We start from the raw sequence: 26,905 nt of genomic DNA, 5'->3' as shown, positions 1-26,905 counted from the left end.
CTCCTCAGGATGAGGCTAAGCGACATCGTGGCCGCCGAGGCTGCTGCCGCACACTCCGTCCTCATCCTGAGGAGCCAGCCTGAAGCGGGCGTCTCGAAGTATGGCCGCAGGGAATTACATATGGCGGTCGTTGGGATCCTTGCGGACGTCGCCGACATAGAGAATGACGGTCTCCTTGCCGAGGTTCTTCCACCAGTGCGAGGTGCCGTGGACTTCGGGGCGGATGTCGCCGGCCTTGTGCACGATCGGGTCGACGCAGTTGGAGGCGTATTCGACGATCTCGCCCTGCTGCACGAAGATCAGGGCCGGACGGTCGTCATGGCTGTGCCAGGGCACGATGCCGCCGGGCTCGATGGTTAGCTTGCGGAAGCGCAGCTCGCGGCCCTCGATACGGGCGGGCTGCTTGCCGAGATCGATCGTGCCGAGCGTCACGTCGGTGACGCCGACCGGCTTGTAGTCGACCATCGGCTGCGCATTCGCCTTGGTCTTGCCGGCCGGACATTCGCCGGCGAAAACCGGCGTCGCAAATGTCAGCGCGCCGAGAACGGCAACGCCTGTCCAAACCACGCGCGACATTGTGAGATGGCTAGACATGGAAAGTCTCCTTTGTTGGCCGCGAGCCCTGATGGCCGCGGGCGATGGCAGGAGCTTCGTCGAGACCCTCTCCATCTTGAAATGCCGGCTTGCTTTCGATGCGATAGCCCTGGGCTATGCCGATAGGCGGCAGCTATCGAACCGATTGGGCATCGGCATTTCCGCTTTCGCAGCATCCGGCGTCCGATGCCAGCGCGCCCGATTGCGGTCGCCCCTTGCGGGCGGGCGAACCGGGAAACTAATATTCGCCCGCAAGGAAGCCGGAGCAGGAAGATGACGTCTCTCTCGCCAGCCGATGCCGAACAGCTCAGGCTCGCGTTCCAGCGCTGCCGCGACATGGATAGCACGCTGAACGAACAGCTCCGCGCCTATGCCGATGCCAGCCGCGAGGTCTTTCCTGCCTATGGCGAGGCGGTCGATCGCCTGGTCGCGCGATTGAGCGACAACGGCGGCGGCGAGACCGCGCCGCGGCCGGGCGATCCGATGCCGCCGTTCATGCTGCCCGACGAGGGTGGGCGTCTCGTGTCGCTGCCCTCGCTGCTGGAGGGCGGCCCCGTCGCGGTGATGTTCTTCCGCGGCCATTGGTGTCCCTATTGCCGGCTCAATGTCCGCGCCGTGGTCCAGGCGCTGGACCGCATCAAGGCGATGGGGGCGCAGGTCGTCGCGATCGTGCCGGAGACGCAGGAATATACCGGGCAGCTCAAGGCCGAATCCGGCGCGCCGTTTCCGATCCTGACGGATCTCGACAACGGCTATGCGCTGTCGCTCGACCTCGCGATCTGGCTCGGCCCCGAGATCCAGCAATTGCTGTCCTATCAGGACATGGCGAAATTCCACGGCAATGACGGCTGGATGCTGCCGATCCCCGCCGTGTTCGTGGTCGGACGCGACGGCATCGTGAAAGCCCGTTCCGTCGATCCGGATTTCCGCAAGCGCATGGAGATCGACGATCTGATCGAAGCGCTGGAGCGCGCGAGCCAGAAGAATTGAGCGTCCTCACTTTTCTTTCCCTCTCCCACAAGGGGAGAAGGAAGAAACACAGCAACCGCTTTCGCAATTACCCCGCGATCTCGCGCCAGTCGGCGCCGCGCAGCATGCGCATCACGGCGTTGCCCACGGCGGTGCGTTGCCGGCCGGCGACCCCATAGAGGTTGACGGTGCGGCGGGCGTCCAGCCCCGTGACCGCGGCGCGGGTCAGCCGCTCCGGCACTGGCGAGGTGTGCGGCACCATGGCGATGCCCATCTCGGCCTCGACCAGCTCGATCAAGTCGCGCTCGTTCGAGACCTCATGGCCCTGTTCGATGTCGATGCCGTGCTCGCGCAGGCTCGCGGAGATGCGGCGCGCGTGCTCGCAGAAAGTTCGGCTCAGCAGCAGCTCCGATCGCAGATCGTCCAGTTCGACCGAGCTGCGGCCGGCCAGCCGGTGCCCGTCGCCGACGACGAGCTCGAAGCTCTCGGTGAACAGCGGCCAGACATCCAGCCGGTCCCAGGCCTCGTCGATCTCGGCCGCAATGCCGAGCTCGGCTTCGCCCTTCTTCAGGAAGTCGCCGACCTCCCGGCCCGAGCCGCGCAGGAAGCGGAATTCGAGCCGGTTGAACTGCCGCTTGATCTCGTTGAGATGCGGAATCAGCAAAGCGAGATCGATCGAATGCGTCAGCGCAATGCGGAGCGCGCCGATCTCTCCGCTCCTGAACGAGGAGGCGAGCGAACGCGCGCCGATGGCCGCGTCATAGCACTGCTTCAGCAGCGGATGCATGCGCTGGCCGAGCTCAGTCAATTGCGCGGCGGGGCGTTCGCGGCGGAACAGGTCGCCGCCAAGCTCGGCCTCGAGCTGCTTGATCGCGCGCGTCAGCGAGGGCTGCGTCACGTTGCACTCCTCGGCCGCGCGCGTGAAATTCAAGAGCTGCGCCACCGCGAGGAAATAGCGGACCTGGTGCATTTCCATGGATCGGCTCCCAGCAGAAATCGACCGGAAATCTAGCCGATCAGGGCGGGAAATGACATCCCGCCTGCGATAGCGCGAACGTATCGACTCGGAAGCCAACCGGCATTTCCGCAAATTCCGGAGATCCCACACATTCCGATCCAGCCTGGCGCGGTGTCGCGCCGAGAAGAGGTCTGGATCATGAATATTCCCATCAAGACGCAGACGTCCGCTTCATCACGCGTGCTTGCCGGCAAGCTGGCGCTTGTCACCGGGTCGACCAGCGGCATCGGTCTCGGTATCGCACGGACCCTCGCCGCCTCGGGGGCCGACATCGTGCTCAATGGCCTTGGTGTCGCCAGCGAGATCGGCCGGACGCGCGAGCAGATCGCCGCCGAGTTCGGCGTCAAGGCCAGCTATTCGCCGGCGGACATGACGAGGCCGAAATCGATCGCCGAGATGATCGCGGCGACGGTGGCCCAATCCGGCCGGCTGGACATCCTGGTCAACAACGCCGGCATCCAGCATGTCGCGCCGCTCGACCAGTTTCCGGTCGAGAAGTGGGACCAGATCCTCGCGATCAACCTGTCCTCGGCCTTCCACGCCACGCGGCTCGCGTTGCCGGCAATGCGGCAGAACGGTTTTGGCCGGATCATCAACATTGCCTCCACGCACGGCCTAGTCGGTTCGCCGTTCAAGGCAGCCTATGTCACCGCCAAGCATGGCATCGTCGGCCTCACCAAGGTGACGGCGCTGGAGACGGCGGAGCAGGGCATCACCTGCAACGCGATCTGCCCTGGTTATGTCCATACGCCGCTGGTCGAGGCGCAGATCGACGGCCAGGCCAAGGCCCATGGCATCTCCCGCGATCAGGTGATCCGCGACGTGCTGCTGGCGCAACAGCCGAACAAGCGCTTTGTTACGGTCGAGGAGCTCGGTGCACTCGCGGTGTTCCTGTCGACGGACGCGGCGGCCTCGATCACCGGCGTTGCGCTGCCGGTCGACGGCGGTTGGACCGCGCATTGACATGGGCCGGCGCAGCAAGTCGAATACTCGAACGGTGCAAGCTCACCAGGAGCGAGACATGGGCACGCAGGACAATTCTCAGCATAAGCAGCACGACCTGCCGGGTCAGGTCGTGCTCGTGCTTCAGGGCGGCGGTGCGCTCGGCTCGTACCAGGCCGGGGTCTACCAGGCCTTGCACGAAGCCGGCATCGAGCCGGACTGGATCATTGGCACCTCGATTGGTGCGATCAATGCGAGCCTCATCGCCGGCAACGCGCCCGAGCACCGGCTCGCGCGCTTGCGGGAGTTCTGGAAACGGATGGAGCAGAAGCCGGTCTGGGACTGGCGAGCCGCGTTTCCCGGCTTCAACGAGAAGCTGGCCTATTGGTCGACCGTGACCCACGGCATTGCCGGTTTCTTCCGGCCCAATCCGCTGGCCCATGCCGGCGATTCCTATCCGCTGGGCGCCGATTACGCCGGCTATTATTCGACCGCGCCGCTGGAGAAGACGCTGAGCGAGCTCGTCGATTTTGATCTCGCCAACCGCTGCGCGCCGCGTCTGACGGTCGGTGCGGCTCATGTCGGCACCAGCGAAATGCGCTATTTCGACAGCCGCGACGGCGAGCTGACGGTGAAGCATGTGATGGCCTCGGGCGCGCTGCCGCCGGCTTTCCCCGCCGTGCGCATCGACGGCGAACTCTATTGGGACGGCGGCATCCTGTCGAACACGCCGACCGAAGCTGTGTTCGACGACAATCCACGCAGGAACTCGCTGATCTTCTCCGTGCATCTGTGGAATCCGGTCGGGCCGGAGCCGACCACGATGGCGGAGGTGCTGAACCGGCACAAGGACGTGCAATATTCCAGCCGCATCGCCAGCCAGATCGTGCGCCAGCAGCAGGCCCATCGTCTGCGCCACGTCATTAACCAGCTCGCGGCGCGGCTGCCCGAGAGCGAGCGCAACGATCCCGCGGTGAGGGAACTGACGAGCTACGGCTGCCCGACCCGCATGCATGTGGTGCGTCTGCTGGCGCCGCAGCTCGAGCACGAGACCCATACCAAGGATATCGACTTCAGTCCGTCCGGGATCACGCGGCGCTGGCACGCCGGCTATGCGCACACGAAATCGGTGCTGGCGCGCAAGCCCTGGATCGGCGAATTCGATCCGCTCGCCGGCGTCGTGCTGCACGAGCATATGGACGAGATGCCGATGGCGGCGGAGTGAGGGCTCTGTCCGTCATAGCCTCGCACGACGACGATTTTGCAGGCGCGCGGTCCGGAGTATGGTCGCCGTATCTTCGTCGCGAGGCTTGCAATTGGTCGCTGAGAAAGATCTGGAGGAGTCGCTCGAGACGCTGCGTGCCAACGCGGCGGGACCGGTCGCGGGCGTATTCGGTCCGGCCTCACTGACCTGGCAGATCGACCGGGAGGCCGTGCTCTTTCTCGGCGCCGGCCGTGCGCTGCTGCTGCAACTGGCCCATCCCTGGGTGGCGGCGGCGATCGCCGGGCATTCGCGCACCCTTGCCGATCCGATCGGCCGCTTCCATCGCACCTTCGACATCGTCTTTACGATGGTGTTCGGCTCGCTGGACCGGGCGCTGCTGTCGTCCCGGCAGCTGCATCGGCGTCACAGCATGATCGTCGGCGAGATGCCCGAGACCGTGGGGCCGTTCGCGGCCGGCTCGCGCTACTGCGCCAACGACATCCCCGCGCTGCGCTGGGTCCACGCCACGCTGGTCGAGACCGCGCTCATGGCACATGATCTGGTGCTGCCGCCACTCTCGGCGGAGGAGCGCGATCGCTATTGGAGCGAGGCCAGGCTGTACGGCGCCCTGTTCGGATTGAAGGGGGATGATTTGCCGGCGGACTGGTCCGGCTTCGTCGCCTACACCAAGGCAATGGCGCAGTCGGAGACGCTGACCGTTGGCCCTGCGGCGCGCGAGATCGCCGCGCAGATATTCAGCGGCGCGCGCCCGTGGCTGCGGCCGCCGCGCTGGTATTGCGCGCTCACCGCGAGCATGCTGCCCGAGCGCTTGCGCGCAGGCTTCGGCTTCGAGCTCGAAGCGGGTGCGATCCGATCCGCCGATAACGCGCTGCGGTGGATCAGGCGCGTCTATCCGAAATTGCCTGGCCGGCTGCGCTATGTCGGTCCCTACCAGGAAGCGCAGGCGCGGCTGCGGGGCGAAGCGCAGCCTGACTGGATGACACGGTGTCTTAATCGCGCCTGGATCGGCCGTTCGCAGATGGATGTGCGCGGGAAATAGGGTCTCGAGGCAAGCTTGTCGCAGCTTGTCATTCCGGGGCGCGCGGAGCGCGAGCCCGGAATTCATTTCTCCGAGCATTCCGGCCGCACGATGGATTCCGGGCTCGCGCCAAACGGCGCGCCCCGGAATGACAGCGGTGCCTCACACCGACGCCAGCTTGCGGTACAGCGCGCTGTAGCTGCCGGCCGAGATGCTCCAGGAGAACGAGCGCCCCATGGCGCTGCGGCGCATGGTGTCGAGCTGATCGTGGGCCATGAAGGCCGAGAAGGCCCGTCGCACGCCGCCGAGGAAGGACTCGCGCGACGGCCTCGAGAACAGGAAGCCGGTCTCGCCGTCGCTGATGGTCTCGGCGAGGCCGCCGGTCTGGTGACCGATCGGCAGCGAGCCGAAGCGCTGGGCGTACATCTGGCTGAGCCCGCACGGCTCGAACCGCGACGGCATCAAGGTGAAGTCGCTGCCGGCGAAGATGCGCCGCGCCTGGGCCTCGTTGAAGCCGATCGCAACCCCGATTGCGTCGGGGCGGCGGCGGTGCGCGTCGATCAAGGCCTGCTCGAGCGCCGGCTCGCCGGAGCCGGTGACCACGATCTGCCCGCCGGCATCGACGATCTCGTCCGCCGCCGACAGCACGAGGTCGATCCCCTTCTGGTGCACGAGACGCGCGACGATGCCGAACATCGGCCCGCGCGAGACCGCCAGCCCGAACTGCTTGCGGACGTAATCCGCATTCGCCTTCTTGCCGACCCAGTCGCCGGCGCCGAATTGCTGGGCGAGCTGGGCGCAGGAGCGCGGGTCCCAGCTCTCGTCGATGCCGTTGAGGATGCCGGTGAGCTCGGCGGCGTCCGAGCGCAGGCGGAGCAGGCCCTCCAGGCCACAGCCGAATTCGGCCGTGGTGATCTCCCGCGCATAGGTGCCGCTGACCGTGGTGAGGTGCGAGGCGTAGACGAGGCCCGCCTTGAGGAAGGAGACCTGATCGTAGAACTCGACGCCGTCGATGTGGAAGGAGCTCTCCGGTGCGCCGATCCGCCGCAGCGAGTCCTTCGGGAAGAGGCCCTGATAGGCGAGGTTATGGATGGTCAGGATAGACGGCAGCTTGGCGCCCTGCCAGGCCAGATAGGCCGGCACGAGCGAGGCCTGCCAATCGTTGGCATGGATCAGGTCTGCTGCCCAATTCTTGTCCAGCTTGCCCATGGCGAGCTCAGCCGCGGCCGAGGCCAAGCGCGCGAAGCGGATGTCGTTGTCGGGCCAATCGCGCCCGAACTCGTCGCCATAGGGGTTGCCGGGTCGGTCGTAGAGCTGCGAGCACAACAGCACATAGACCGGCAGGCCGTCCTTGGTCGCGGCACGGCCGAGCGAGCAGGCCGGCATCTCGGCGAATGCAGGACAGCGGCCGACGATCTGAATATGCGTGAGTTGCTCGATGATGTCGCGATAGCCGGGCAGCATGATCCGGATATCGGCGAAGGAGCGAAGTGCGCGGGGGAGGGCGGCGGAAACGGCGCCCAATCCGCCGACGCGAACGAAGTCGTCCATCTCTGTGGTGACGAACAAGACCCTCAAGAACAGCCGCCCTCTTTCGACCCCGCTTGCTGCTATGCAAGAACGGGTCCAGTTGTACTGGAAGTCCAAAGCCCGCCCACGCGGCACGTCTGTTCGGTAAACACTTTCCTACTCAGCCGCCGCCCTCTAGGGTCGCCGCATCAACAACAAAGATCTTCGATGGTTCCACGAGTCCAAGGGCGCAGGCAGGCATGCAGCTAGCAGATAAGCATGAGGGGACGACGACAAAGGCCTTCGCGGGATTGCGGGTGCTGGATTTTTCGACCACGATCGCCGGGCCCCATTGCACGCGGATGCTCGCCGACATGGGCGCCGAGGTCATCAAGATCGAGACCGACGGCGGGGAGACGATGCGGACCCGGCCTCCCCTCCGCAACGGCTGCAGCACCGCGTTCGGCCAGCTCAATGTCGGCAAGAAGAGCGTGGTCCTCGACCTCAAGTCCGAGGACGGCAAGGAGGCGGTGCGCCGGCTGGCCCCGACGTCGGACATTTTGGTCGAGAACTTCCGTCCCGGCGTGATGCGCCGCCTTCGGCTCGACTACGACAGCCTGCGCCAGGTCAACCCGAGGCTGATCTATTGCTCGATCTCGGGCTATGGCCAGACCGGCCCCTCGGCGGAGCTTCCGGCCTACGCCCCGGTGATCCACGCGGCCTCGGGCTACGACATGGCCCATCTCGCCTACCAGCCGGGCCGCAACCGCCCGGACTATTGCGGCATCTACCACGCCGACGTCGTCACCGGGACCTATGGTTTTGGCGCGATCGCGTCCGCGCTCTACCAGCGCACCGTGACGGGTGCCGGCCAGCACATCGACGTCTCCATGCTGGAAACCATGCTGTCGCTGACGCTGACCGAGCTGCAGAGCTCGCAATTCGCGGTGCCGCCGCCGCCACGCCCGATGTTCGGGCCGACCGAGACGGCAAGCGGTTACGTCATGATCACGATCGCCAGCGAGAAGACGTTCCAGGCGCTGATGGGGGTGATCGGCCGCCCGGACTGGGTCTCCGATCCACGCTTCGCCACCTATGCCGCGCGGCGCGCGAACTGGGCCGAGCTGATGGACGGCGTCGAAATCTGGTCGCGGCAGCTTTCGACCGATGCGTGCTTGCGCGTGCTTGGCGCTGCCGGCGTGCCGGCCTCGGCCTATCGCAGCGTGTCCGAGGCCTTGGCCGATCCGCAGCTTGCGCACCGCCAGGCACTCTCAGAGGTGCGGGACGAGGGCGGCTCGTTCCAGGTGCTCAACCTGCCGTTTCGGATGTCGGGGGCTGACACGGCGCCGGCCAGGACCGTGTCCGTGCTCGGCCAGCACACCGACGCGTTGCGCCAGGAGATCGGCCTTGCGGACGGTATGGCAATTCCGCCAGGCAAAACGGCCGCGACATCCTGAGTCTTATCGCCGCCGCATGCGGCGTTCGAACTCTCGTTCGTTCCTCTTGCCGAGGCGGGCATTTGTCGCCAAGCTCGCCTCCGAGTCATTCAACGATCCGAAACATCGGACGAGGGATCCCGGGAGGAACCATGACGAACGCGGCGGCCTTGGCACGCAGGCGCGTGCCTATTTTCCTCGTTGCGGCATTTGCACTGGCTACGCCAGCGCAGGCGCAGAAATCGGGCGGCAGCATCACCGTCGGTCAGGAGCTGGAGATTGCAGGCTTCGATCCGCTCAAGGTCGGCGTCTACGACACCTCGACCTTCACCGCTGCCGCCGCGATCTTCGACACGCTGACGACGCTGAATGACAAGGGCGAGGCGGCGCCGAAGCTCGCGGTGTCCTGGAGCCATTCCGAGGACTACAAGACCTGGACCTTCAAGCTCCGCGAAGGCGTCAAATTCCACGACGGCACGCCGTTCAATGCGCAGGCCTTCAAGGAGAATTTCGACCGGCAGAAGGACCCCGCCAACAAGTGCCGCTGCGCCTTCTACATCACCAACGTCAAGGAGGTGCTGGCGCCGGACGAATACACAATCGTCTACAATCTCACCGATCCTAGCGTGAACCTGCCGGCGACGATCACCATCCAGAGCCAGAACAACGTCATCCATTCGCCGACCGCCTGGAAGACCAAGGGCGACGATTACAATCGCAACCCCATTGGCACCGGTCCCTACATCCTGAAATCCTGGACCGCCGGCGACCGCATGGTGCTGGAGAAGAACCCGAACTATTGGGACAAGGGCCGTCCCTATCTCGACCGCATCGTCCTGAAGCCGCTGCCCGACGCGCAGTCGCGCTTCGCCTCGCTGCAATCGGGCGAGGCCGACATCATCTGGGACGACGAGAACGACGCCGACAACATCATGAAGGCGCAGAAAGACCCCAAGCTCACGGTGCACACCTACAAAGGCTCGGGCGCGCAGGTCTACGCCTTCAACACCAAGGTGGCGCCGTTCGACGACGTGCGGGTGCGGCAGGCGCTGGTGATGGCGATCGACCGTCCGAAGATGTCGCAGGCGATCAGCAACGGCCTGAGCCGGCCCGCGAGCAATCCTTACGGCGACGGCTCCTGGGTCAAGTGCAAGGACGACGGGGCGCTGCCGTTCGACGTTGAGAAGGCCAAGGCGCTGATCAAAGATTACGGCAAGCCGGTCGAGTTCAAGATGCTGGTGACGGCGACGCCGCGCGGCCGCATGGTCGGCCAAGTGCTGCAGCAATTCTGGAAGCGCGTCGGCGCCAACATGGAGATCGAGCAGGTCGACCAGGCCACCATTCCGACGCGCGCCTTCACCCGCCAGTTCCAGCTGACGCCGTGGCGCATCGTCGATCTCGCCGATCCCGATCCGCAGATGTACGCGAATTTCCGCAGCGGCAGCCCGCTGGCGCTCGCCGGATACGCGAACCCCGAGCTCGACAAGCTTCTGGACCATGCGCGCGTCACCGCCGACATCGGCCAGCGCACCGAGGATTACTGCGCCATCAGCCGCCTCATCAACAAGGAGGCGATCTGGTTCTGGACCTTCCAGAACACTTACTACGCGCTGTCGAGCGCCAGGCTGAAGGGCTTTCCGAAGATCTACAACGGCGTGATCGACGTCTCGACCACCTGGCTGGAATGACCGCGTGATGCTGAACTTCGTCGCGCGGCGGCTGCTTGCCATGCTGCCGGTCCTGCTCGCCGTCTCGTTGCTGACCTTCCTGATCGCCTCGCTGCTGCCGGGCGATCTCGCGCTCGTCATCCTGGGCGATCAGGCAACGCCGGAGAACGTCGCGGCGTTGCGCCGCGACATGGGGCTCGACCAGCCGCTGTGGTGGCGTTACCTGAGCTGGCTCGGCCACGTGGTGCAGGGCGATCTCGGCCGCTCGTTTCGCACCGGGCAGACGGTGCTGCAGGCGGTGGCCGAGCGCATCCCGGTCTCGCTGCAGCTGATGCTGATGGCCGAGTTCATCGGGCTCCTGATCGGTGTTCCCGTCGCGATCGCCTGTGCCGCGCGCGCCGGCGGTGCGTTCGACCGCTTCATGACCGGCAGCGCTTTCGCGATGCTGTCGATGCCGTCGTTCCTGACTGCGATCCTGCTGATCTATCTGTTCGCGGTCGAGCTGCGCTGGCTGCCGGCGACCGGCTATGTGCCGTTCACCGAGGCGCCGCTGGCCAATTTGCGCTTCTTCGTGCTGCCGGCGCTGACGCTGGCGCTGGCGGAATGGCCGGGCATCATGCGGGTGCTGCGCTCCGACATGATCGCGACGTTGCAGGAGGACTATATCGCGCTGGCGAAAGCAAAGGGTCTCAAGCCATCGCGCATCCTGTTGGTGCATGCGCTGAAGCCTTCTTCGCTGACTCTGGTGACGGTGACGGGCATCAATATCGGCCGCCTGCTCGGCGGCACGCTGATCGTGGAATCGATCTTCGCGCTGCCCGGCATCGGCCGGCTGCTGGTCGGGGCGATCTACACCCGGGACCTCGTCATTCTCCAGGGCGTGGTGCTGCTGGTCGCCTGCGGCTTCGTCATCGTCAACTTCATCGTCGACATGCTCTATGCCGTGCTCGACCCCAGGATCCGCCATGGCCACGCTTGAGCTGTCGATCCAGGACGAGGAGGTAGCTGCGCCGGTCGGCCGCAAGCCCAAGCTCGGCCTGTTGTTCTGGATCGCAAGCGCCTGGGTTGCGATCATCCTTTCGCTAGCGATTCTGGCGCCGGTGCTGCCGCTGCAGAACCCGACCGATATGGACATGCTGGAACGGCGCGCCGCCTTCTCCGGCGAACATTGGCTCGGCACCGACGGGCTCGGCCGCGACGAGCTCGCCCGGCTGATCTTTGGCGCGCGGGTGTCGCTGACGGTCGGACTGATCGCGCCCATGATCGGCCTGGTCATCGGCGGCGCGCTCGGCCTGCTGGCCGGCTATTTCCGTGGCCGGTTCGAGACGCTGGTGGTCGGCAGCATGGACGTGCTGCTCGCGTTTCCGCCGCTGATCTTCGCGCTCGCGGTGGTCGCCTATCTCGGGCAGTCGGTCCCCAACCTCACTGTCGTCCTCGGCGTGCTCGGCATTCCCGCCTTCATGCGCGTGGCGCGCGCGGCGACGCTGACGCTGGCGCGGCGAGAATTCGTGATCGCGGCCGAGGCGCTAGGGGCGAGCCATGCGCGCATCCTGCTGCGCGAGCTGCTGCCGAACGTCATCCTGCCGCTGCTTGCCTTCTTCCTGCTCGGCGTCGCCGTCACCATCGTGGTCGAGGGCGCGCTGTCCTTTCTCGGCCTCGGCGTGCCGCCGCCGATGGCGAGCTGGGGCAGCATGATCGGGGAGGGACGTGACAGTCTGGACGTCGCGCCGCGCCTCGCCTTTCTGCCGGCGGCAGCACTGTTTGCGACGGTGCTGGCGTTCAACCTCGTCGGCGACACCTTGCGGGCTCTCACCGACCCACGTCAGGGGGCACTGTGACCGCGCCGCTCCTGGCCATCGAGGATGTCGCGGTCGAGCTGCCGACCCCGCGCGGAAACCTGCGCGCGGTCGATCACGTCGACCTTTCGCTGCAGGCCGGCCGCACGCTCGGAATCGTCGGTGAATCCGGCTGCGGCAAGACCATGCTCTCGCGCGCCGTGCTGCAGCTGCTGCCGAAGAAGGCGAAGCTGACGGGCCGGGTGATGTTCGACGGCGAGGATCTGGTGCGGCTCGAGGCTGAAAGCCTGCGGCGCCTGCGTGGACGCGACCTCGCGGTCGTGTTCCAGGACCCGATGACCTCGCTTAACCCGGTGCTCACCATCGGCACGCAGCTGATGGAGACGATCCAGGAGCACCTCGAGCTTGACGCTCCCGCCGCGAAGGCCCGCAGCATCGAGCTGCTCGCCGCCGTCGGCATTCCCGCCCCGCAGCAGCGGCTCGCGCAATATCCGCATCAATGCTCCGGCGGCATGCGCCAGCGCATCGCGATTGCGATCGCACTGTCCTGCGAGCCGAAGCTCCTGATCGCGGACGAGCCGACCACCGCGCTCGACGTCACCATCCAGGCGCAGATCCTCGATCTGCTCGCGCGCGAGCAGCGCCGCCGCCACATGGCGATGATCATCATCACCCACGATCTCGGCGTGGTCGCCGGCCGCGCCGACGAGGTCGCGGTAATGTATGCCGGCCGGGTGGTGGAGCGCGCGCCGACGCAAGCCTTGTTCAAGCGCATGCACATGCCCTACACCGAGGCGCTGCTGGCGGCGATCCCGAAGCTCGAGACCGCGCCGCATACGCCGCTGCCGGCGATCTCGGGCCGTCCACCCGATCCGACGCGCCCGCTGAAGGGCTGCTCCTTCGCGCCGCGCTGCAGTTATGCCGGCGGGCGCTGTCATGAGGCCAAACCGGTCCTGACCAGCGCAGAGGTGTCGGGACATCTCTATGCCTGCTTCCATCCGATCCGGATGACGGAGGGGATCGAGGCATGATGCAGCTTGCCGCGCGCCCCGCGCCGCTTCTCAACGTCGACAATCTCGTGGTCGAATACGGCCTCGGCAACAAGATTGTTCATGCCGTTTCCGGTGTCAGCCTCCAGGTCGCGCGCGGCGAGACGCTTGGGCTGGTCGGCGAATCCGGCTGCGGCAAGTCGACGCTCGGGCGCGCGGTGCTGCAACTGCGCCGCGCCAAGTCCGGCCGCGTGATGTTCGACGGCGAGGACCTCACCGCGATGGAGGGCGAGGCGCTGCGCCGGATGCGCCGCCGCGTGCAGCTGATCTTCCAGGATCCGATTGCTTCGCTCAATCCGCGCCGGCGCATCGGCGACATCGTCGCCGAGCCGCTGATCATCGCCGGGATCAAGGATGCCGCCGAGCGCAAACGGCGCGTTCACGAGGTGCTCTCCGCGGTCGGGCTCGACCCCGATCTCGTGGCGAACCGCCTGCCGCACGAATTCTCCGGCGGCCAGTGCCAGCGCATCTGCATCGCGCGCTCGCTGGTGCTCAACCCGGAATTCATCGTCTGCGACGAGCCGGTGTCGGCCCTCGACGTCTCCATCCGCGCGCAGATCCTCAACCTGCTGGAGGAGATGAAGGCGCGCTTCGGCCTGACGCTGCTGTTCATCGCGCACGACCTCGCGGTGGTCAAAGCGGTCAGCGACCGCGTCGCGGTGATGTATCTCGGCCGGCTCTGCGAGGTCGCCCCCTCCGAGCAATTGTTCGCGCGGCCTGCGCATCCCTACACCGCGCTGCTGTTGCAGGCGATCCCGGTGCCGGATCCGGACGTGCGACCCGCCGAAAGTGTGGCGGCCGGCGAGCCACCATCGCCGATTGCGCCGCCATCCGGCTGCCGCTTCCGCACCCGCTGCCCGCGCGCGGATCAGCGTTGCAGCGCGGAGATACCGGAGTTGCGCCAGGTCGCACCCGGCCAGTTCGCGGCTTGCCATCATCCGCTGGCCTGAACTAAGACCGGTTTGTCTGGTCGCGCCGACCATGGCATGGTGGCACGACAACAAGAAGCATGCGGGAGGACGCCGATGAAGAGTTTCAAGGTTGCCGATTTCAAGGCGCCGCTGCAGGAGGTCGACGAGGCGACGCCGCAGCCCTCGGGCACGCAGGTGCTGATCAAGGTGAAGGCCGCCGGCGTCTGCCACAGCGACCTCCACATCTGGGAAGGCGGCTATGATCTCGGCCATGGACGCAAGCCGCTCTCGTTGAAGGACCGCGGCATCAACCTGCCGCTGACCATGGGCCACGAGACGGTCGGCGAGGTCCTCGCCTTCGGCCCCGACGTGAAGCCGACCGACCAGGGCGACCTGAAGGTCGGCGATGTCGGGCTGGTCTATCCCTGGATCGGCTGCGGCAAATGTGCCACGTGCCTCGCCGGTGACGAGAACATGTGCCTGACGCCGCGCTCGCTCGGGGTCTATTGCGACGGCGGCTATTCCGATCACATGCTGGTGCCGCATCCGCGCTACCTGCTCAATCTGAAGGGCCTCGATCCCGCGACGACGGCGCCCTATGCCTGCTCGGGCGTCACCACCTACAGCGCGCTGAAGAAGGTCGAGCAGCATTTCGACACGCCGATCGTGATGTTCGGCGCCGGCGGCCTCGGCCTGATGGCGTTGTCGCTGCTCAAGGCAATGGGCGGCAAGGGCGCGATCATGGTCGATATCGACGCGAGGAAGCGCGAGGCGGCGGAGAAGGCCGGTGCGCTTGCGACCGTCGATCCCAAGGCGCCTGACGCGCTGGAGCAGCTTGCCAAGAAGGCGGGCGGCCCTATCCGCGCCGTGATCGACCTCGTCGGCAACGCTGCTACGACGCAGCTCGGCTTCGACTGCCTGACCAAGGGCGGCAAGCTCGTCATCGTTGGCCTGTTCGGCGGCGGCGCGACCTGGGCGCTGCCGCTGATTCCGATCAAGGCGGTGACGATCCAGGGCAGCTATGTCGGCAATTTGCGCGAGACGCAGGAGCTGCTCGACCTCGTGCGGTCGAAGAAGGTGCCGCCGATCCCGGTGACGCAACAACCGCTCGCCAAGGCCAACGACGCCCTGCTGCAATTGCAGCAGGGCGCGGTGGTCGGGCGTACGGTGCTGACGCCGTAACGAACGCTCTCTCCCTCGTCATTGCGAGGAGCGAAGCGACGAAGCAATCCAGAATGTCTCCGTGGATGCAGTTCTGGATTGCTTCGCTTCGCTCGCAATGACGACTTGGTTGACACCTTCCTTGAGGCCTTAAATGTCCGCAAACAACGCCTTCCACATTGTCGTGCTCGCCGGTGACGGTATCGGCCCTGAAGTCATGGCGCCGGCGCTGGAGGTGCTGCGCAAGGTCGGCGAGAAGTCCGGCCTCGGCTTCCGCTTCACCGAGGCGCCGGCCGGCGCCAACCATTATCTCGCGACTGGCAAGTCGATGCCGGATAGCACCATCAAGCTCTGCGAGGAGGCGGACGCGATCCTGCTCGGGGCCTGCGGCCTGCCGTCGGTGCGCTACCCCGACAACACCGAGATCGCGCCGCAGATCGAGCTGCGCTTCATCTTCGATCTCTACGCCGGCGTGCGTCCGGCGCGTCTCATTCCGGGCGTGCCGAGCCCGATCGTCGGCGCGGACCAGCGCGGCATCGATCTCGTCGTGATCAGGGAGTCCACCGAAGGCCTGTTCGCCTCGATGGGCAAGGGCGTCGTCACCCATGAGGACGGGCGCGAGACCCTGGTGATCACGCGCAAAACCTCCGAGCGTCTGTTCGAGTTCTCGTTTCGCCTTGCCGAGCGGCGCAAGGCGCGCGGCAAGCCGGGGTCGCTTGCCTGTGTCGACAAGGCAAATGTGTTCAAGGCGTTCGCCTTCTTCCGCCGGATCTTCGACGAGGCCGCCAAACGTCATCCGGACGTGAAGACGGATCACCTCTATGTCGATGCCTGCTCGGCGATGCTGGTCAAGCGCCCCTGGGATTTCGACGTGATGGTGATGGAGAACATGTTCGGCGACATCGTCTCCGACATCACCGCGAGCCTGATCGGCGGCCTCGGCATGGCGCCGTCCGCCGACATCGGCGACAAATACGCGGTGTTCCAGCCCTGCCACGGCACGGCGCCCGACATCATGGGGCAGGGCAAGGCCAACCCGACCGGCATGATCCTGTCCGCCGCGATGATGCTGGATTGGCTCGCCGACAAGCACGGCGTCGAGAGTGCGGCGGAGGCCGGCCAGACAATCGAGCGTGCGGTGGACCAGGTCTATGCCGGCGGCATCAAGCCGATGGAATTTGGCGGCGGCAGCGGCACGGCGGACATCACGAAGGCGGTGCTGGGAGCGCTGTAGGGGCTGTGCTCCTCGCCTCTCTCCACGACGAAATTACTTCCCCCTAAACTGCGGCTTGCGCTTTTCCATGAAGGCCTGCCGGCCCTCGCGGAAATCCGCGCTGTCCATGCAGGCATTGCCGATCACCTTGATCGCCTCCATGTCGCGCCGGCTCTCGTCCTTCAGCACCTGCGCGATTGTGATCTTGGCCGCCTTGATCGCGAGCGGGGCGTTCTGCGCGATCGTCTCGGCCATCGCCATGGTCTCGCCCCAGAGCTCGCCTTGCGGAAACACGCGCTCGACGAGGCCGATGCGCAGCGCCTCGGCGGAATCGATGCGCATGCCCGTATACATCAGCAGCCGCGCCCAGGACGGCCCGACCAGCGACACCAGATGCCGCAGGCCGTCATAGCCATAGGCGATGCCGAGCTTGGCGGCGGGAATGCCGAACTGGCTTTCATGCGAGGCGAGGCGGATGTCGGCGAGCATGGCGACCTGCATGCCGCCGCCGAGGCAATAGCCGTCGATGCAGGCGATGGTCGGCTTGGGATAATCGGCGAGCAGCGCGCGCTGGGCGGCGCTGCGCTTGGCGTATTGCTCGGACGCCGCCGCATTGTGCCTCACCTTCTCGAACTGGCTGATGTCGGCACCCGAGACGAACGCCTTGCCGCCGGCGCCGCGCAGGATCACGACGCGCACCGTGTCGTCGTCGCGCAAGGCCGTCAGCGCCTCGCCAAATCCCTCCCACATCTCCAGCGACATCGCGTTGCGCTTGTCGGGATTGTTGAAGGTGATCACGCCGACGCCATCGGCCGTGTGCGTCAGAATCTTGCCGTCGGCGTAAGGTGTTCCGGTCGTGCTGATAACGTCTGGCATCGCGTGCTCGCTGCTCGGTGGCGAGGCGCAATGTGCGGCGCAGGCGCCGCCGCGGTCAACCGGCGCGGGAGAGCAGAGCCTGCATCCGCCTGTGCTGCGATTGCATGGCGCGCGGCCGGAAACTTCGAAGGAAGACCGGCAAGAAAAAGGGGCGGCCAGGCCGCCCCGAGACAGGCCGCGCGCAGTTGCGCGCAGACATCTTTCGGCCGATCTCGTGCAATCCGGCCGCGCCCCCCGGTGACGCGGCGGATTGAACGTCGGCCGCGAAGGCCGGACCGTCGACCGGCCTCAGCTCTCGTTCGCCGCGATCGATTCCATCAGCGAGACGAGCTGACGCTGCACCGTCTGGTCCTTGATCTTGCTGTAGGCGCGCAGCAGGCGGAGGCTGAAGGCCGAGTCGAGGAAGAGCAGGCTCTCGACTTCTCGGGCCTTGTTGTCGCCGTCGTAGAAGAAGGTCACGGGCACATCGAGGGCGGAGGCGATCTGCTGAAGCCGAGCCGCGCCGACGCGATTGACGCCCTTCTCGTATTTCTGCACCTGCTGGAAGCTGACGCCGAGCTTCTCGCCGAGCTCGGCCTGCGAGATCTTCATCTCGACGCGCCGCAGACGGATCCGCTTGCCAAGCTCGATGTCCGGCTTGCCCGCGCTGCGCTGCTTCATTCTTTTCGCCGCTGCTTTCATCTCTGTTTTCACCTTTGTTCTTCGGTTGAAAATCCCCCGAAGAGCTGGGTCAGGGGTTCGCCCATATACGAGTCCTTGAATTCATGCGGGTGCACGAACTCTTCCTTAAACCACGGGAAGCGGGCCGGATTGAAAGCGTCGATCAGCCAGTCAATCATGTGCCGCACGCGCGGGATACGGCCGCTACCGGGGTGGTAGGACAACCAGATATCCAGCGGCCGGTTCAGCTCGACCTCCAGTGGAATTAGTTTCCCGCCGAGCGCAATGGCGTAGCTCGGGAAGACGCCGATGCCGGCGCCGTTCGCGACCGCCCAATAATTGGCGCTGGAGACGTTCGTCTTCATGACCAGAAGGTCACGTTCCGACACGCCCGGGAAGAAGCTCTCGAAGGATTCCTTGGCGGCGAGCTGGTCGGCGAATTGCAGCACCAGACGATGCTTGATCAATTCCGCCGCCGAGCGCGGCGCGCCATGCTTTGCGATGTATTTCTCGGAGGCCCAGAACATCAGATGCATGCGGCCGAGCCGCACCAGCTTGATGTCCAGCGCCGAGGGACGAGACAGATGAATGGCGACGTCGGCCTCGTGGCGCGAGACGTCGGCCGAGCGCATCGCGCAATGCAGGTCCACCAGGATTTTCGGATAGGCCTGCTGGAATTCGACCAAGCGGGGGGCAAGCCAGAATGTGCCGAGCCCTTCGGTGACGGCCACGCGGACCTCGCCCGACAGCGCGTTGGCCATCGAATCGCTGGCGCGCAGCACGTCGAAGGTGGCCGCCTCCATGCGTTCGACAGCGGAGACTACCAAGGCGCCCTCATCGGTCAGATGGGTGCCGTGGACGTCGCGCGTGAATAACGTGGTGCCGGTCTGGCGTTCGAAATCGTCGATTCGGCGCCGCACGGCGTTGATCGACAGAGACAGGCGCTCGGCCGCCGAGCGAAAGCTTCCGCATCTGACGACTTCCAAGAATATGCGGGCGGCGTCCCAGTCGGAGAGGCCGCTGATATTTGTCTTTGGGCGTTCCTCCAGAGGAACGCCCCTTTCCGCCAAGGAGTGCATACAATTCCCTTTGGAACGCTAAACTGGCAGAATCTGGCGCAAACCACAACCACGACGGGTTGGGGAACGACGAGTTTTGAACGTCATCCTTACTACCTTAGGGCGGTATTTGGATGCTCCCATTGGCTGGGAATTCGGGCGAGGCTATCGGCTCGAGTGAGGGGTATGACGTGAGTTCCGTTGCGAGCCGCGAGATGGCTGCGGGAGTGCCGGCGCTGACTGCAATGAACGGTCTTGCGCAGGAGTCGGTGCTCTTCGCCGTTGCTGGATCAATCGCACCGCGTCAGGCGTTCGGTCCCGGAGCATTGCGGCGGTCGCCAAAGGCACCGCATGGCGATGCGAGCGGGAACCCGGTTCCACAGCAGAAACACACTGAAATCAGGTTCGAAGGCGCAGTCGCCTCGTGCTATCTATCGTCTTCCATGGGGGCCGAAGGGGGCGTGACGGATACGTCTCGCAGCCCGAGTTAACGGAAAGAACGCCGGTGTCGCATTCAGACGAACAGTTGCAGTCGGTGCTGGAAACGCTCGAGGAGTGCCGCAGGGTTCTCAATGCCTGCAACAGCCGCGAGTCGGCCGAGATGCTGTCCATCGTCATCCTCGACGTCAGGATGAAACTGAAAGGAATCGACAGTGCCGATCTCAAGGCGCTGTGCGACGAAATGCTGCGGAGCGCTGCCAGCGAGCCGCCGCCCCCTTCCAAGCAGACGCAGGACCAGCCCCGGCGTCCGCTGCTCCGCGTGGTGAAGTAGCCGCGCCGCCCAATCTCGCTTTCCGGCGAGGTTTGTGCGCGTCCCGATGCCGCATCTGTGATCACGGAGGGCATCGGGCGGAGCCCTGGCTTTGTGCGCCTCTGTTGCGCATTCTCCGGCATGGGCTACACCAGAGCCGGTTCGGCTCCGGGCCGGGCGCGTTCCCTGCGCGCCCTGACGGGGCCTGAGATGGCTCCGATTGCATCATGCAAAATGTTTCGATTCCGGCCGCACTGATTGCCGGCCTCGTCAGCTTCCTCTCGCCTTGCGTCCTGCCTCTGGTTCCGCCCTATCTGGTTTACCTCACGGGCGCCACGATCGAGCATGTCGAGAGCGACGAGCCGGTCGCGGCCTCCAAGCGCGCGATCATGATGTCGGCGCTCCTGTTCGTGCTCGGCTTCTCCACCATCTTCGTGGCGCTCGGCGCCAGCGCTTCGCTGATCGGCGGGCTGATCCGTGCCTGGTCAGCGGAGCTGTCGATCCTCGCCGGCATCGTCATCATCATCATGGGCCTGCACTTCCTCGGCCTGACGCGGATCGGCTTTCTGATGCGGGAAGGACGCCTGCCGATCCCCAAACCGGTCGGCCTGTGGGGCGCCTATATCATGGGCCTCGCATTCGCATTCGGCTGGACACCCTGCATCGGCCCGATCCTCGCCGCGATCCTCTCGGTCGCCGCGGCGGAAGCCACGGTGACGAGGGGCGCCGGCCTGCTCGCGGTCTATTCCGCGGGCCTCGGCATCCCATTCCTGATTGCCGCGCTGATGATCGAACAGTTCTCCGCGCTGTTCGCGCGCATGAAGGGCCACCTCGTCAACGTCGAGCGCGCCATGGGCGTCCTGATGGTGCTCACCGGCATCGGCTTTCTCACCGGCGCGGTCTCGAATGTGAGCATCTGGCTGCTGGAGACGTTTCCGGTGCTGCAGACGATCGGTTAGGGCGCGCGGTGACCGGGTTTTCACGGACGAAAAAGTAGAGGAACCGTTGAAATCGGTCAGGCATGCTGTCACGGAACGACGATTCCAAACCTTTCCGGTCCCGAGGCGTTGCATCGGGGGACAACTCGCATGGTGGAGATCACGTGACCAAGACACTGCGCTTAGAACCCCTGTCGGACAACGCGGCGTTGGTTGCCTGGCAATTTCTGGGGCAGCCGTTGCAGGAGTGGCCGAGCTGGGTTCAGTCGAATTGCTCGCTGCAGAAGGATGCCGACGGAAAATTCGAGCTTCGGCACGAGCGGCGCAGCGGCACACAGATCGTCTATCTTGGCGAGTGGCTGGTGAGAGATCTCGATGGCGGCGTGGACTTCTACACGGACGCTGAAATCTGGTCGCGGTTCGCTGCCAAGCGCTGACGCGCTGAGAGATTCAGCCAACGCGTCGATCGCGCCTTAGTCTTTCCTGCTCGTGCTCCGGACGATCAAAAGCCTGTGTCGTCGGTGGGGCAAAAGGCCTCGCGGCAGGGCCCATCCACAGAATGCAATCTGTGGTAATATTCTCTCGTACTGCACCCTGAGGGGCAATTCTTCAGAACGTATACTGAAACGAGTATTTTAGGCCAATCGACATCTTCGGCGCCCCTCTCCCCTACAGCATTTTAAGCAGGAGCAAGCGATGGGAACCGACGTGAATGTTCATCCCGGTCATGGCAAGGCCGGACGTCAACCGACGCGACAATTTCTGGATTCGCTTTCCGGACACGACGACCCGGGCATGTTTGGCCGGATGTTTCCGACCCTGGAGCCGCTGGCTGTCGACGACGGTCCGCTGCGCGAGCTCGCCGACGCGATGAAGGATCCCGCCCCCGGCGACGCCGCGGGAAACAACCTCAACGTCCCGGCGGGTTTCACCTATCTCGGCCAATTCGTCGATCATGACATCACGCTCGATCTGACCTCCTTCGGCGAGAAGGAAGCCGATCCGACGGCGGTCACGAATTTTCGCACGCCCGCACTCGATCTCGACAGCATCTATGGTCTCGGTCCCGACGGAAGCCGCCATCTGTACGCGCGCAATTCGGCCAGCGACAGCGGCAAGACACCGGGCCCCAAGCTGCTGATCGGCAAGACCGTCAACGTCGATGACATCACGGGCGATCATCGCAACGACCTGCCGCGCAATCCCGAGGGGTTCGCCCTGATCGGCGATCACCGCAACGACGAGAACCTTGTCGTCGCGCAAACCCATCTTGCGATGCTGAAGTTTCACAACAAGGTCTGCGATCAGCTCGCGGCGTCCGGCAAGCCGGCGGGCGAGATCTTCGAGGAAGCGCGCCGGATCGTGACCTGGCACTACCAATGGATGGTCCTGCACGATTTCGTGGAGCGGATCACCGAGAAGGGGATCGTCGCAAAGATCCTCGAGCAGGGTCGGCGCTTCTATCGGTTCAAGAAGATCCCCTACATGCCCGTCGAGTTTTCGGGGGCGGTCTATCGTCTCGGCCACAGCATGGTGCGCCAGGTCTATAGCCACAACCGGATCTTCACGCCCGGTGGCCTCGCGCCAGCGACCCTGGACCTGCTGTTCAGGTTCACCGGGCTGTCGGGCGGCATCATCGGCGATCTGGCACCAAACCCGATTCAGCCACCGCTCCCGCTTCCGGTGCTTTCGAGCAACTGGATCATCGACTGGCGGCGCTACTATAAGCTGTTGCCGAACAATCCTGCGGGCGTGGGCTTCAATCCCTCCCGCAAGATCGACCCGTTCATCGTGCCGCAACTCCATACCCTGCCTGGTGACGGCGGCAGCCTGCCGTTCCGCAACCTCAAGCGCGGCGTGTTGCTGGGATTGCCATCAGGGCAGGACGTCGCCAAGGCCATGAAGATCAAGAATCCGCTGACGCCGGAAGAAATCTCGAAGGGGAGCGACGGCGCCGTGGCGAAAAAGCATGGCCTGCACCAAAACACCCCGCTCTGGTACTACATCCTCAAGGAGGCGGAGCAGCGGGGCGGCGGCGAAAGGCTCGGCCCGGTCGGCGCGACCCTGCTTGCCGAAGTCTTCGTCGGCCTCGTCCATGGCGACCACCAGTCGTATCTCTGGCTCAAGGGCAAGAGCTGGAAGCCGACGCTGCCGTCGCAAGTGCCGGGCGAATTCACGATGGCCGACCTGCTGCGTTTCGTCGGGGATATCAGCCCGATCGATGGCGTCTCAACCGTCTAGACCAGACGCCGCCGGCGTTGCAGACGATGGGCCGGACCGGCGTGCATGGCGCGCCGGTCTGGACGTTTGCAACAATGCTCAGGGCTTGAACACGTAGCCCGGCGTGATCGCCGCCGTCTCCGGGATGGGCGGCAAGTCGGCGAACAGCTCAGGACGGTCTTTCATGACCTTGAGAATGTGCTTCGGCTCAATATGCGCATTGACGTCGAAGGTCGATTTGAGGATGCCGAGCCGGGTGAGCCGGTCCTGGGCGCTCCACAGCGCGCGGTAGTTGTTCGCCGACAGCCGGCGGTCCGCCTGCTGGATGTTGAACTGCATCGCGGCCTCCGCGACCTCCTGCTTCAGGCCTGGAATCCAGCGCGTCGCGACTTGTGCCGCCAGCTTCGGGTTCTTGCGCATCCATTGGTCGGCCTCGGAGACGGCGGCGAGGAATTTCTCGATGGTCTCGCCGTTGGCCTGCACCCATGGGCGCAGCGCGACGTTGAAGCCGATATAGGAGATCACGTCGCCGCCCCGGATGATCTCGACGGCGCCCGGCACGTCCTTGCCCGCGACGATTGGCCAGGGGTCCCAGCCCGAGAACGCGTCGATGCCCTTGGCGAGCAGGGCGACGGTCATGTCCGGGGGCGGGGTGTTGACCAATGTTACGTCGTCGGGTTTCAGTCCGGCCTTCTCCAGCGTCGCTAGGATGTAGAGATGGTTGATCGTGCCGAACGACGCCGCGATCTTCTTGCCCTTCAACGTCGACAGGTCGCCCTTGACGATGCCCGAGCCTTCGCGCGCGATGATCGCCATCGTGGCATCGGAGCCGGCCTTGGTGGCGTTGCCGCTGTAATTGCCCAGCGCGACGAGGTCCATGCCGCGCAGCACCGCGCCGATCATGGGTACGCCGACCTGCACGATCTCGCTCTCGCCGGCCTGCAACGCGTTCAGCGCGTCGACACCGGTGGCGTAGGGGCGTGCGATCGTGACGTCGAGCCCGTACTTCTCGAAGAAGCCGCGCTCGAGCGCGATGGGCAGGCCAATCTGGTCGATGCCAGTGACCATGCCGGCCTTGAGTTTCGTCAGGGTTTGGGCGCTTGCCGGCACCATGCCGGCGAGAAGCGCCAATCCAAGCAGCAAGAGTCGTTTCATAGTCTCAGCCTCCCTCTTTTATCGGCCCCACCGCCGTCACCCAATAGGGCCGGGCCACGGCATTGAGGTCCGTTCTTTTGACACCGCGCAGCTCGATCGAATGCTCGTCCGTGCCCGAGACGCGTCCGTATTGCTGGAAGGCGAGCACGTGGAAACGCTCCGGCGTGAACGGCAGCTCGATCTGCACGTTCACCTTTTCCGACGTGCCCGTGAGCTGCGGCGAGATCTTTCCGGGCGCTGTGATCGTCAGCCAGAGCTGAAACAGTGCCCATGCGGCCACCGCGCCGAGAACGACACGGCTCTTGGGCGAGCGAAGAACGTCGGCGGCGATGCTCATGCTGCGCGCACCATCTGCAGCACGCGCGCCGAAAGCTGCTTGAACTGGTCGTCCCGGACGAGATCGTCCCAGATGCGGGGGCGCGGAAGGTCGACCGCGACCTGGTCGAGCACGCGTCCCTTCGACAGCACGACGACGCGGTTGGCGAGAAATACCGCTTCCGCCACGTCATGGGTGATGAAGATCACCGTCGGCTTGCGCTCCTGCCAGATGCGGGTCAGTTCCTCCTGGAGCGTCATGCGCGTCTGCGCGTCGACGCTGGCGAACGGCTCGTCCATCAAGAGGACGTCGGGGTTGTTGGCGAGTGCGCGCACCACGCCGACGCGCTGCTGCATGCCCCCGGAGAGCTCGTTGGGATAGCGGTGCGCCGCATGCGAGAGCCCGGCAAGCGCGAGATATTCATGCGCGATGCGGTCGCGCTCGGCCTTCGGCACGCCGCGCATCTTCGGCCCGAAGCCGACATTGTCGAGCACGGTCTTCCAGGGAAACAGCGCGAACGACTGGAACACGACGCCGCGCTCGGGGCCGGGCCCGTGCACCGGCTTGCCGTCGAGCAGGATGTCCCCCTTCGAATAGGGAATGAAGCCGGCGATCATGTTCAGGATCGTCGTCTTGCCGCAGCCGGAGGGGCCGACCACCGAGATGAACTCGCCGGGCTCGACGTCGAGTGAGACGTCGTGGACGGCGGTGACATGCGCGCCTGCATAAGGGTCGAAATAGGTCTTGCCGAGATTGCGCAGCGAGAGTGTCTTCATGATGTCACCAATCCCCAACGCTGGCCGGTCGCACGCTCGAGCGGGGCGAGAATCCAGGCGTCCACGATGTACCAGAGCAGTCCGAGAATGATCATGCCGAGGATGATCTCGACGGTCGACCCGGCGCGGCGCGCATCGAACATCATGAAGCCGATGCCCGACGTGCCGACGATCATCTCGACCGCGATCAGCGCGCGCCAGCCGTAGCCGAGTCCGTTGCGAAGGCCGGTGATGATGTTGGGCAGCGCGCCCGGCAGCGTCACCTCCCAGAGCACGCGCGCCCGCGAAGCCCCGAGGCTCAAGGCGGCGCGTGACAGATCGCGCGGTACCGATTCGACGCCGAGCACGGTGTTGAGCACGACGGGGAACAGCACGGTGTAGACGATGACGAAGGTCATGGTCGTCAGACCGAAGCCGAACCAGATCAGAAGGATCGGCAGCCAGGCGATGTCGCCGATGGCCTGGAAGAACAGCAGCACCGGCCAGCAGATGCGATGCGCCCAGCGGCTGGTGCCGATCAGGATGCCCAAGGGTATGCCGAGCGCCATGCCGACCGCGGCGCCGGTCGCGAGCCGGATCAGGCTGTCCTGGAGATAGTCGGGCAAGATGCCCTTGTAGGTCAGCGTGAAGAATGCGCGGATGACGTCGGCCGGGCCGGGGAAGAACGCGCGTGGAAACAGCCCGGCCTCGCTGACCGCGGTCCACAGCGCCAGCACCGGGATGAAGGGAATGATCGCGGCGATGCCCGGCCAGCGCCGGGTCAGGCGGGCATAGCCGGCCCAGATTTGCAGCAGGACGTTCATGCGCGCCTCACCATGCCCCAGCGCTCGATGGTCGCGCGCTCGAGCGGGACCAGCAGCAAACGGTCGATCAGAAGCCAGAGCACGCCGATCACGATCATGCCGAACACGATCACCTCGGTGCGGTAGAAATCGCGCGCGACGAACAGCATGTAGCCGAGCCCGACATTGGTCGCGATCATCTCCGCGGCGATCAGGCCGCGCCAGGCAAAGCCCAGGCCGGTGCGAATGCCGGTGACGATATTGGGCAGCGCGCCCGGCAGCAGAACTTCGGTCAGCAGCGCCCAGCGGCCGGCGCCGAGCGAGGCGGCAGCGTTGCGCAGCGTGTGCGGGATGGTCCTGACACCGAGAAGCGTGTTGTAGGCGACGACGAAGAATACGGCGTTGAAGATCACGAAGACGATCGCGCCGAAACCGTAACCGAACCACAGCGTCGCGATCGGGATCCAGGCAATGCCGGCGAGCACCGAGAAGAACCGGAACAGCGGCGTGAGAAAGGCCGCGACCGTCGGGCTGACGCCCATGGCGATGCCGAGCGGCACCGCCGTGGCGATGCCCATCAGTGTCCCCAGGCCGACGCGCAAAAGGCTGGCGCCGACATGCGCGAACAACGTGCCGTCCCGGATCGAGTCAAGCGCGGCGGTGCCGACCGCGCCGACCGAGGGAAACACGCGCGGATTGACGTTGAACAGCGGGATCACGGCGGCCCAGACCGCGACCAGCGCAAGCAGCGGCGCGACGAACATTGCAGCGCCGGCCAGCGAGTTGACGCTGCGCATCAGCCGCGACGATCGGCCTTTCAGACTGCCCGTCAGCTGCATTTGACCTCCCTGACGCTCAGCTATGC

General features: G+C 65.4%; 27 protein-coding genes. 16 read left to right on the top strand and 11 right to left on the bottom strand.

The annotated features are described in order from the left end of the window. Window positions 1-114: 114 nt before the first annotated feature. Window positions 115-594, bottom strand: a complete 480-nt coding sequence (locus tag I6F17_RS00870) for a cupin domain-containing protein (protein ID WP_225123711.1) — start codon at window positions 592-594, stop codon at window positions 115-117. A 273-nt stretch (window positions 595-867) separates the two neighbouring features. Between I6F17_RS00870 and I6F17_RS00865 the strand changes: the two genes are divergently transcribed. Further along, window positions 868-1,584, top strand: a complete 717-nt coding sequence (locus tag I6F17_RS00865) for a peroxiredoxin-like family protein (RefSeq protein ID WP_225123710.1) — start codon at window positions 868-870, stop codon at window positions 1,582-1,584. Window positions 1,585-1,651: 67 nt separating this feature from the next. Here I6F17_RS00865 and I6F17_RS00860 read toward each other — a convergent pair whose 3' ends face one another. After that, window positions 1,652-2,539: a LysR family transcriptional regulator gene (locus tag I6F17_RS00860; protein ID WP_036004434.1), complete on the bottom strand. Its 888-nt coding sequence runs from the start codon at window positions 2,537-2,539 to the stop codon at window positions 1,652-1,654. A 180-nt stretch (window positions 2,540-2,719) separates the two neighbouring features. Between I6F17_RS00860 and I6F17_RS00855 the strand changes: the two genes are divergently transcribed. The 3 genes from I6F17_RS00855 to I6F17_RS00845 all read left to right on the top strand — a co-directional run bounded on the left by I6F17_RS00855 (window position 2,720) and on the right by I6F17_RS00845 (window position 5,787). After that, window positions 2,720-3,544, top strand: coding sequence for a 3-hydroxybutyrate dehydrogenase (locus I6F17_RS00855; RefSeq protein ID WP_225123709.1), 825 nt, complete (start codon window positions 2,720-2,722; stop codon window positions 3,542-3,544). Window positions 3,545-3,602: 58 nt separating this feature from the next. Next, window positions 3,603-4,748 (top strand): patatin-like phospholipase family protein, encoded by a 1,146-nt coding sequence (locus I6F17_RS00850; RefSeq protein ID WP_036025933.1) that lies wholly within the window; start codon window positions 3,603-3,605, stop codon window positions 4,746-4,748. 91 nt (window positions 4,749-4,839) lie between these two features. Next, on the top strand, window positions 4,840-5,787 hold the full coding sequence (locus I6F17_RS00845) for an oxygenase MpaB family protein (RefSeq protein ID WP_225123708.1): 948 nt from the start codon (window positions 4,840-4,842) through the stop codon (window positions 5,785-5,787). Between the two features lie 141 nt (window positions 5,788-5,928). On the opposite strand, the gene glgA is transcribed toward I6F17_RS00845, so the two are convergent. Further along, window positions 5,929-7,344: a glycogen synthase GlgA gene (gene glgA, locus I6F17_RS00840; RefSeq protein WP_225123707.1), complete on the bottom strand. Its 1,416-nt coding sequence runs from the start codon at window positions 7,342-7,344 to the stop codon at window positions 5,929-5,931. 191 nt (window positions 7,345-7,535) lie between these two features. Between glgA and I6F17_RS00835 the strand changes: the two genes are divergently transcribed. The 8 genes from I6F17_RS00835 to I6F17_RS00800 all read left to right on the top strand — a co-directional run bounded on the left by I6F17_RS00835 (window position 7,536) and on the right by I6F17_RS00800 (window position 16,529). Beyond that, window positions 7,536-8,732, top strand: coding sequence for a CoA transferase (locus I6F17_RS00835; RefSeq protein WP_225123706.1), 1,197 nt, complete (start codon window positions 7,536-7,538; stop codon window positions 8,730-8,732). A 131-nt stretch (window positions 8,733-8,863) separates the two neighbouring features. Further along, on the top strand, window positions 8,864-10,399 hold the full coding sequence (locus I6F17_RS00830) for an ABC transporter substrate-binding protein (RefSeq protein ID WP_225123705.1): 1,536 nt from the start codon (window positions 8,864-8,866) through the stop codon (window positions 10,397-10,399). Window positions 10,400-10,406: 7 nt separating this feature from the next. Continuing rightward, complete coding sequence (locus tag I6F17_RS00825) at window positions 10,407-11,357, top strand: ABC transporter permease (RefSeq protein WP_036037769.1); 951 nt, start codon at window positions 10,407-10,409, stop codon at window positions 11,355-11,357. Beyond that, a complete protein-coding gene (locus tag I6F17_RS00820) occupies window positions 11,344-12,216 on the top strand; it encodes an ABC transporter permease (RefSeq protein ID WP_036037768.1) in 873 nt (290 codons plus the stop codon). The genes I6F17_RS00825 and I6F17_RS00820 overlap by 14 nt, the downstream gene beginning before the upstream one ends. Then, the gene (locus I6F17_RS00815; protein WP_225123704.1) at window positions 12,213-13,205 is read left to right on the top strand and encodes an ABC transporter ATP-binding protein; all 993 of its coding nucleotides are present in this window, start codon (window positions 12,213-12,215) and stop codon (window positions 13,203-13,205) included. Before I6F17_RS00820 ends, I6F17_RS00815 begins: the two co-directional genes overlap by 4 nt. Further along, entirely contained in the window at window positions 13,202-14,173 is a 972-nt protein-coding gene (locus tag I6F17_RS00810; protein WP_225123703.1) for an oligopeptide/dipeptide ABC transporter ATP-binding protein, read from the top strand. The genes I6F17_RS00815 and I6F17_RS00810 overlap by 4 nt, the downstream gene beginning before the upstream one ends. 75 nt (window positions 14,174-14,248) lie before the next feature. Continuing rightward, complete coding sequence (locus I6F17_RS00805; RefSeq protein WP_225123702.1) at window positions 14,249-15,316, top strand: alcohol dehydrogenase; 1,068 nt, start codon at window positions 14,249-14,251, stop codon at window positions 15,314-15,316. A gap of 133 nt (window positions 15,317-15,449) precedes the next feature. Next, window positions 15,450-16,529, top strand: coding sequence for an isocitrate/isopropylmalate dehydrogenase family protein (locus I6F17_RS00800; RefSeq protein ID WP_225123701.1), 1,080 nt, complete (start codon window positions 15,450-15,452; stop codon window positions 16,527-16,529). A 33-nt stretch (window positions 16,530-16,562) separates the two neighbouring features. Here I6F17_RS00800 and I6F17_RS00795 read toward each other — a convergent pair whose 3' ends face one another. The 3 genes from I6F17_RS00795 to I6F17_RS00785 all read right to left on the bottom strand — a co-directional run bounded on the left by I6F17_RS00795 (window position 16,563) and on the right by I6F17_RS00785 (window position 19,123). Continuing rightward, complete coding sequence (locus I6F17_RS00795; protein WP_225112665.1) at window positions 16,563-17,384, bottom strand: enoyl-CoA hydratase; 822 nt, start codon at window positions 17,382-17,384, stop codon at window positions 16,563-16,565. Between the two features lie 288 nt (window positions 17,385-17,672). Then, a complete protein-coding gene (locus tag I6F17_RS00790; protein WP_020608151.1) occupies window positions 17,673-18,044 on the bottom strand; it encodes a helix-turn-helix transcriptional regulator in 372 nt (123 codons plus the stop codon). A 29-nt stretch (window positions 18,045-18,073) separates the two neighbouring features. Continuing rightward, entirely contained in the window at window positions 18,074-19,123 is a 1,050-nt protein-coding gene (locus I6F17_RS00785; protein WP_036004499.1) for a LysR family transcriptional regulator, read from the bottom strand. A gap of 514 nt (window positions 19,124-19,637) precedes the next feature. On the opposite strand from I6F17_RS00785, the gene I6F17_RS00780 reads away from it, so the two are divergent. The 4 genes from I6F17_RS00780 to I6F17_RS00765 all read left to right on the top strand — a co-directional run bounded on the left by I6F17_RS00780 (window position 19,638) and on the right by I6F17_RS00765 (window position 23,032). Continuing rightward, the gene (locus tag I6F17_RS00780; protein WP_225112735.1) at window positions 19,638-19,874 is read left to right on the top strand and encodes a hypothetical protein; all 237 of its coding nucleotides are present in this window, start codon (window positions 19,638-19,640) and stop codon (window positions 19,872-19,874) included. A gap of 206 nt (window positions 19,875-20,080) precedes the next feature. Then, a complete protein-coding gene (locus tag I6F17_RS00775) occupies window positions 20,081-20,812 on the top strand; it encodes a cytochrome c biogenesis protein CcdA (RefSeq protein ID WP_036004503.1) in 732 nt (243 codons plus the stop codon). 143 nt (window positions 20,813-20,955) lie between these two features. Further along, window positions 20,956-21,228 (top strand): hypothetical protein, encoded by a 273-nt coding sequence (locus I6F17_RS00770; protein ID WP_036025895.1) that lies wholly within the window; start codon window positions 20,956-20,958, stop codon window positions 21,226-21,228. 259 nt (window positions 21,229-21,487) lie between these two features. Further along, window positions 21,488-23,032, top strand: a complete 1,545-nt coding sequence (locus tag I6F17_RS00765) for a heme peroxidase family protein (RefSeq protein WP_225123700.1) — start codon at window positions 21,488-21,490, stop codon at window positions 23,030-23,032. Between the two features lie 78 nt (window positions 23,033-23,110). Here I6F17_RS00765 and I6F17_RS00760 read toward each other — a convergent pair whose 3' ends face one another. The 5 genes from I6F17_RS00760 to I6F17_RS00740 are packed head-to-tail and all read right to left on the bottom strand — an operon-like array spanning window position 23,111 to window position 26,879. After that, window positions 23,111-24,166, bottom strand: a complete 1,056-nt coding sequence (locus I6F17_RS00760) for an ABC transporter substrate-binding protein (RefSeq protein ID WP_036037747.1) — start codon at window positions 24,164-24,166, stop codon at window positions 23,111-23,113. A gap of 4 nt (window positions 24,167-24,170) precedes the next feature. Next, window positions 24,171-24,503, bottom strand: a complete 333-nt coding sequence (locus tag I6F17_RS00755; RefSeq protein WP_225123699.1) for a hypothetical protein — start codon at window positions 24,501-24,503, stop codon at window positions 24,171-24,173. Then, window positions 24,500-25,258 (bottom strand): ABC transporter ATP-binding protein, encoded by a 759-nt coding sequence (locus I6F17_RS00750; RefSeq protein WP_225123698.1) that lies wholly within the window; start codon window positions 25,256-25,258, stop codon window positions 24,500-24,502. The genes I6F17_RS00755 and I6F17_RS00750 overlap by 4 nt, the downstream gene beginning before the upstream one ends. Beyond that, window positions 25,255-26,061 (bottom strand): ABC transporter permease, encoded by an 807-nt coding sequence (locus I6F17_RS00745; RefSeq protein WP_036004520.1) that lies wholly within the window; start codon window positions 26,059-26,061, stop codon window positions 25,255-25,257. Before I6F17_RS00745 ends, I6F17_RS00750 begins: the two co-directional genes overlap by 4 nt. Continuing rightward, window positions 26,058-26,879: an ABC transporter permease gene (locus I6F17_RS00740; protein WP_225123697.1), complete on the bottom strand. Its 822-nt coding sequence runs from the start codon at window positions 26,877-26,879 to the stop codon at window positions 26,058-26,060. The genes I6F17_RS00745 and I6F17_RS00740 overlap by 4 nt, the downstream gene beginning before the upstream one ends. Window positions 26,880-26,905: the final 26 nt, after the last annotated feature.

Source organism: Bradyrhizobium sp. NBAIM18 (assembly GCF_020193825.1).
Lineage (GTDB): Bacteria > Pseudomonadota > Alphaproteobacteria > Rhizobiales > Xanthobacteraceae > Bradyrhizobium > Bradyrhizobium yuanmingense.
Note: the sequence above shows the minus strand (reverse complement) of the source record. Positions and strands in the feature narration are given on the sequence as shown.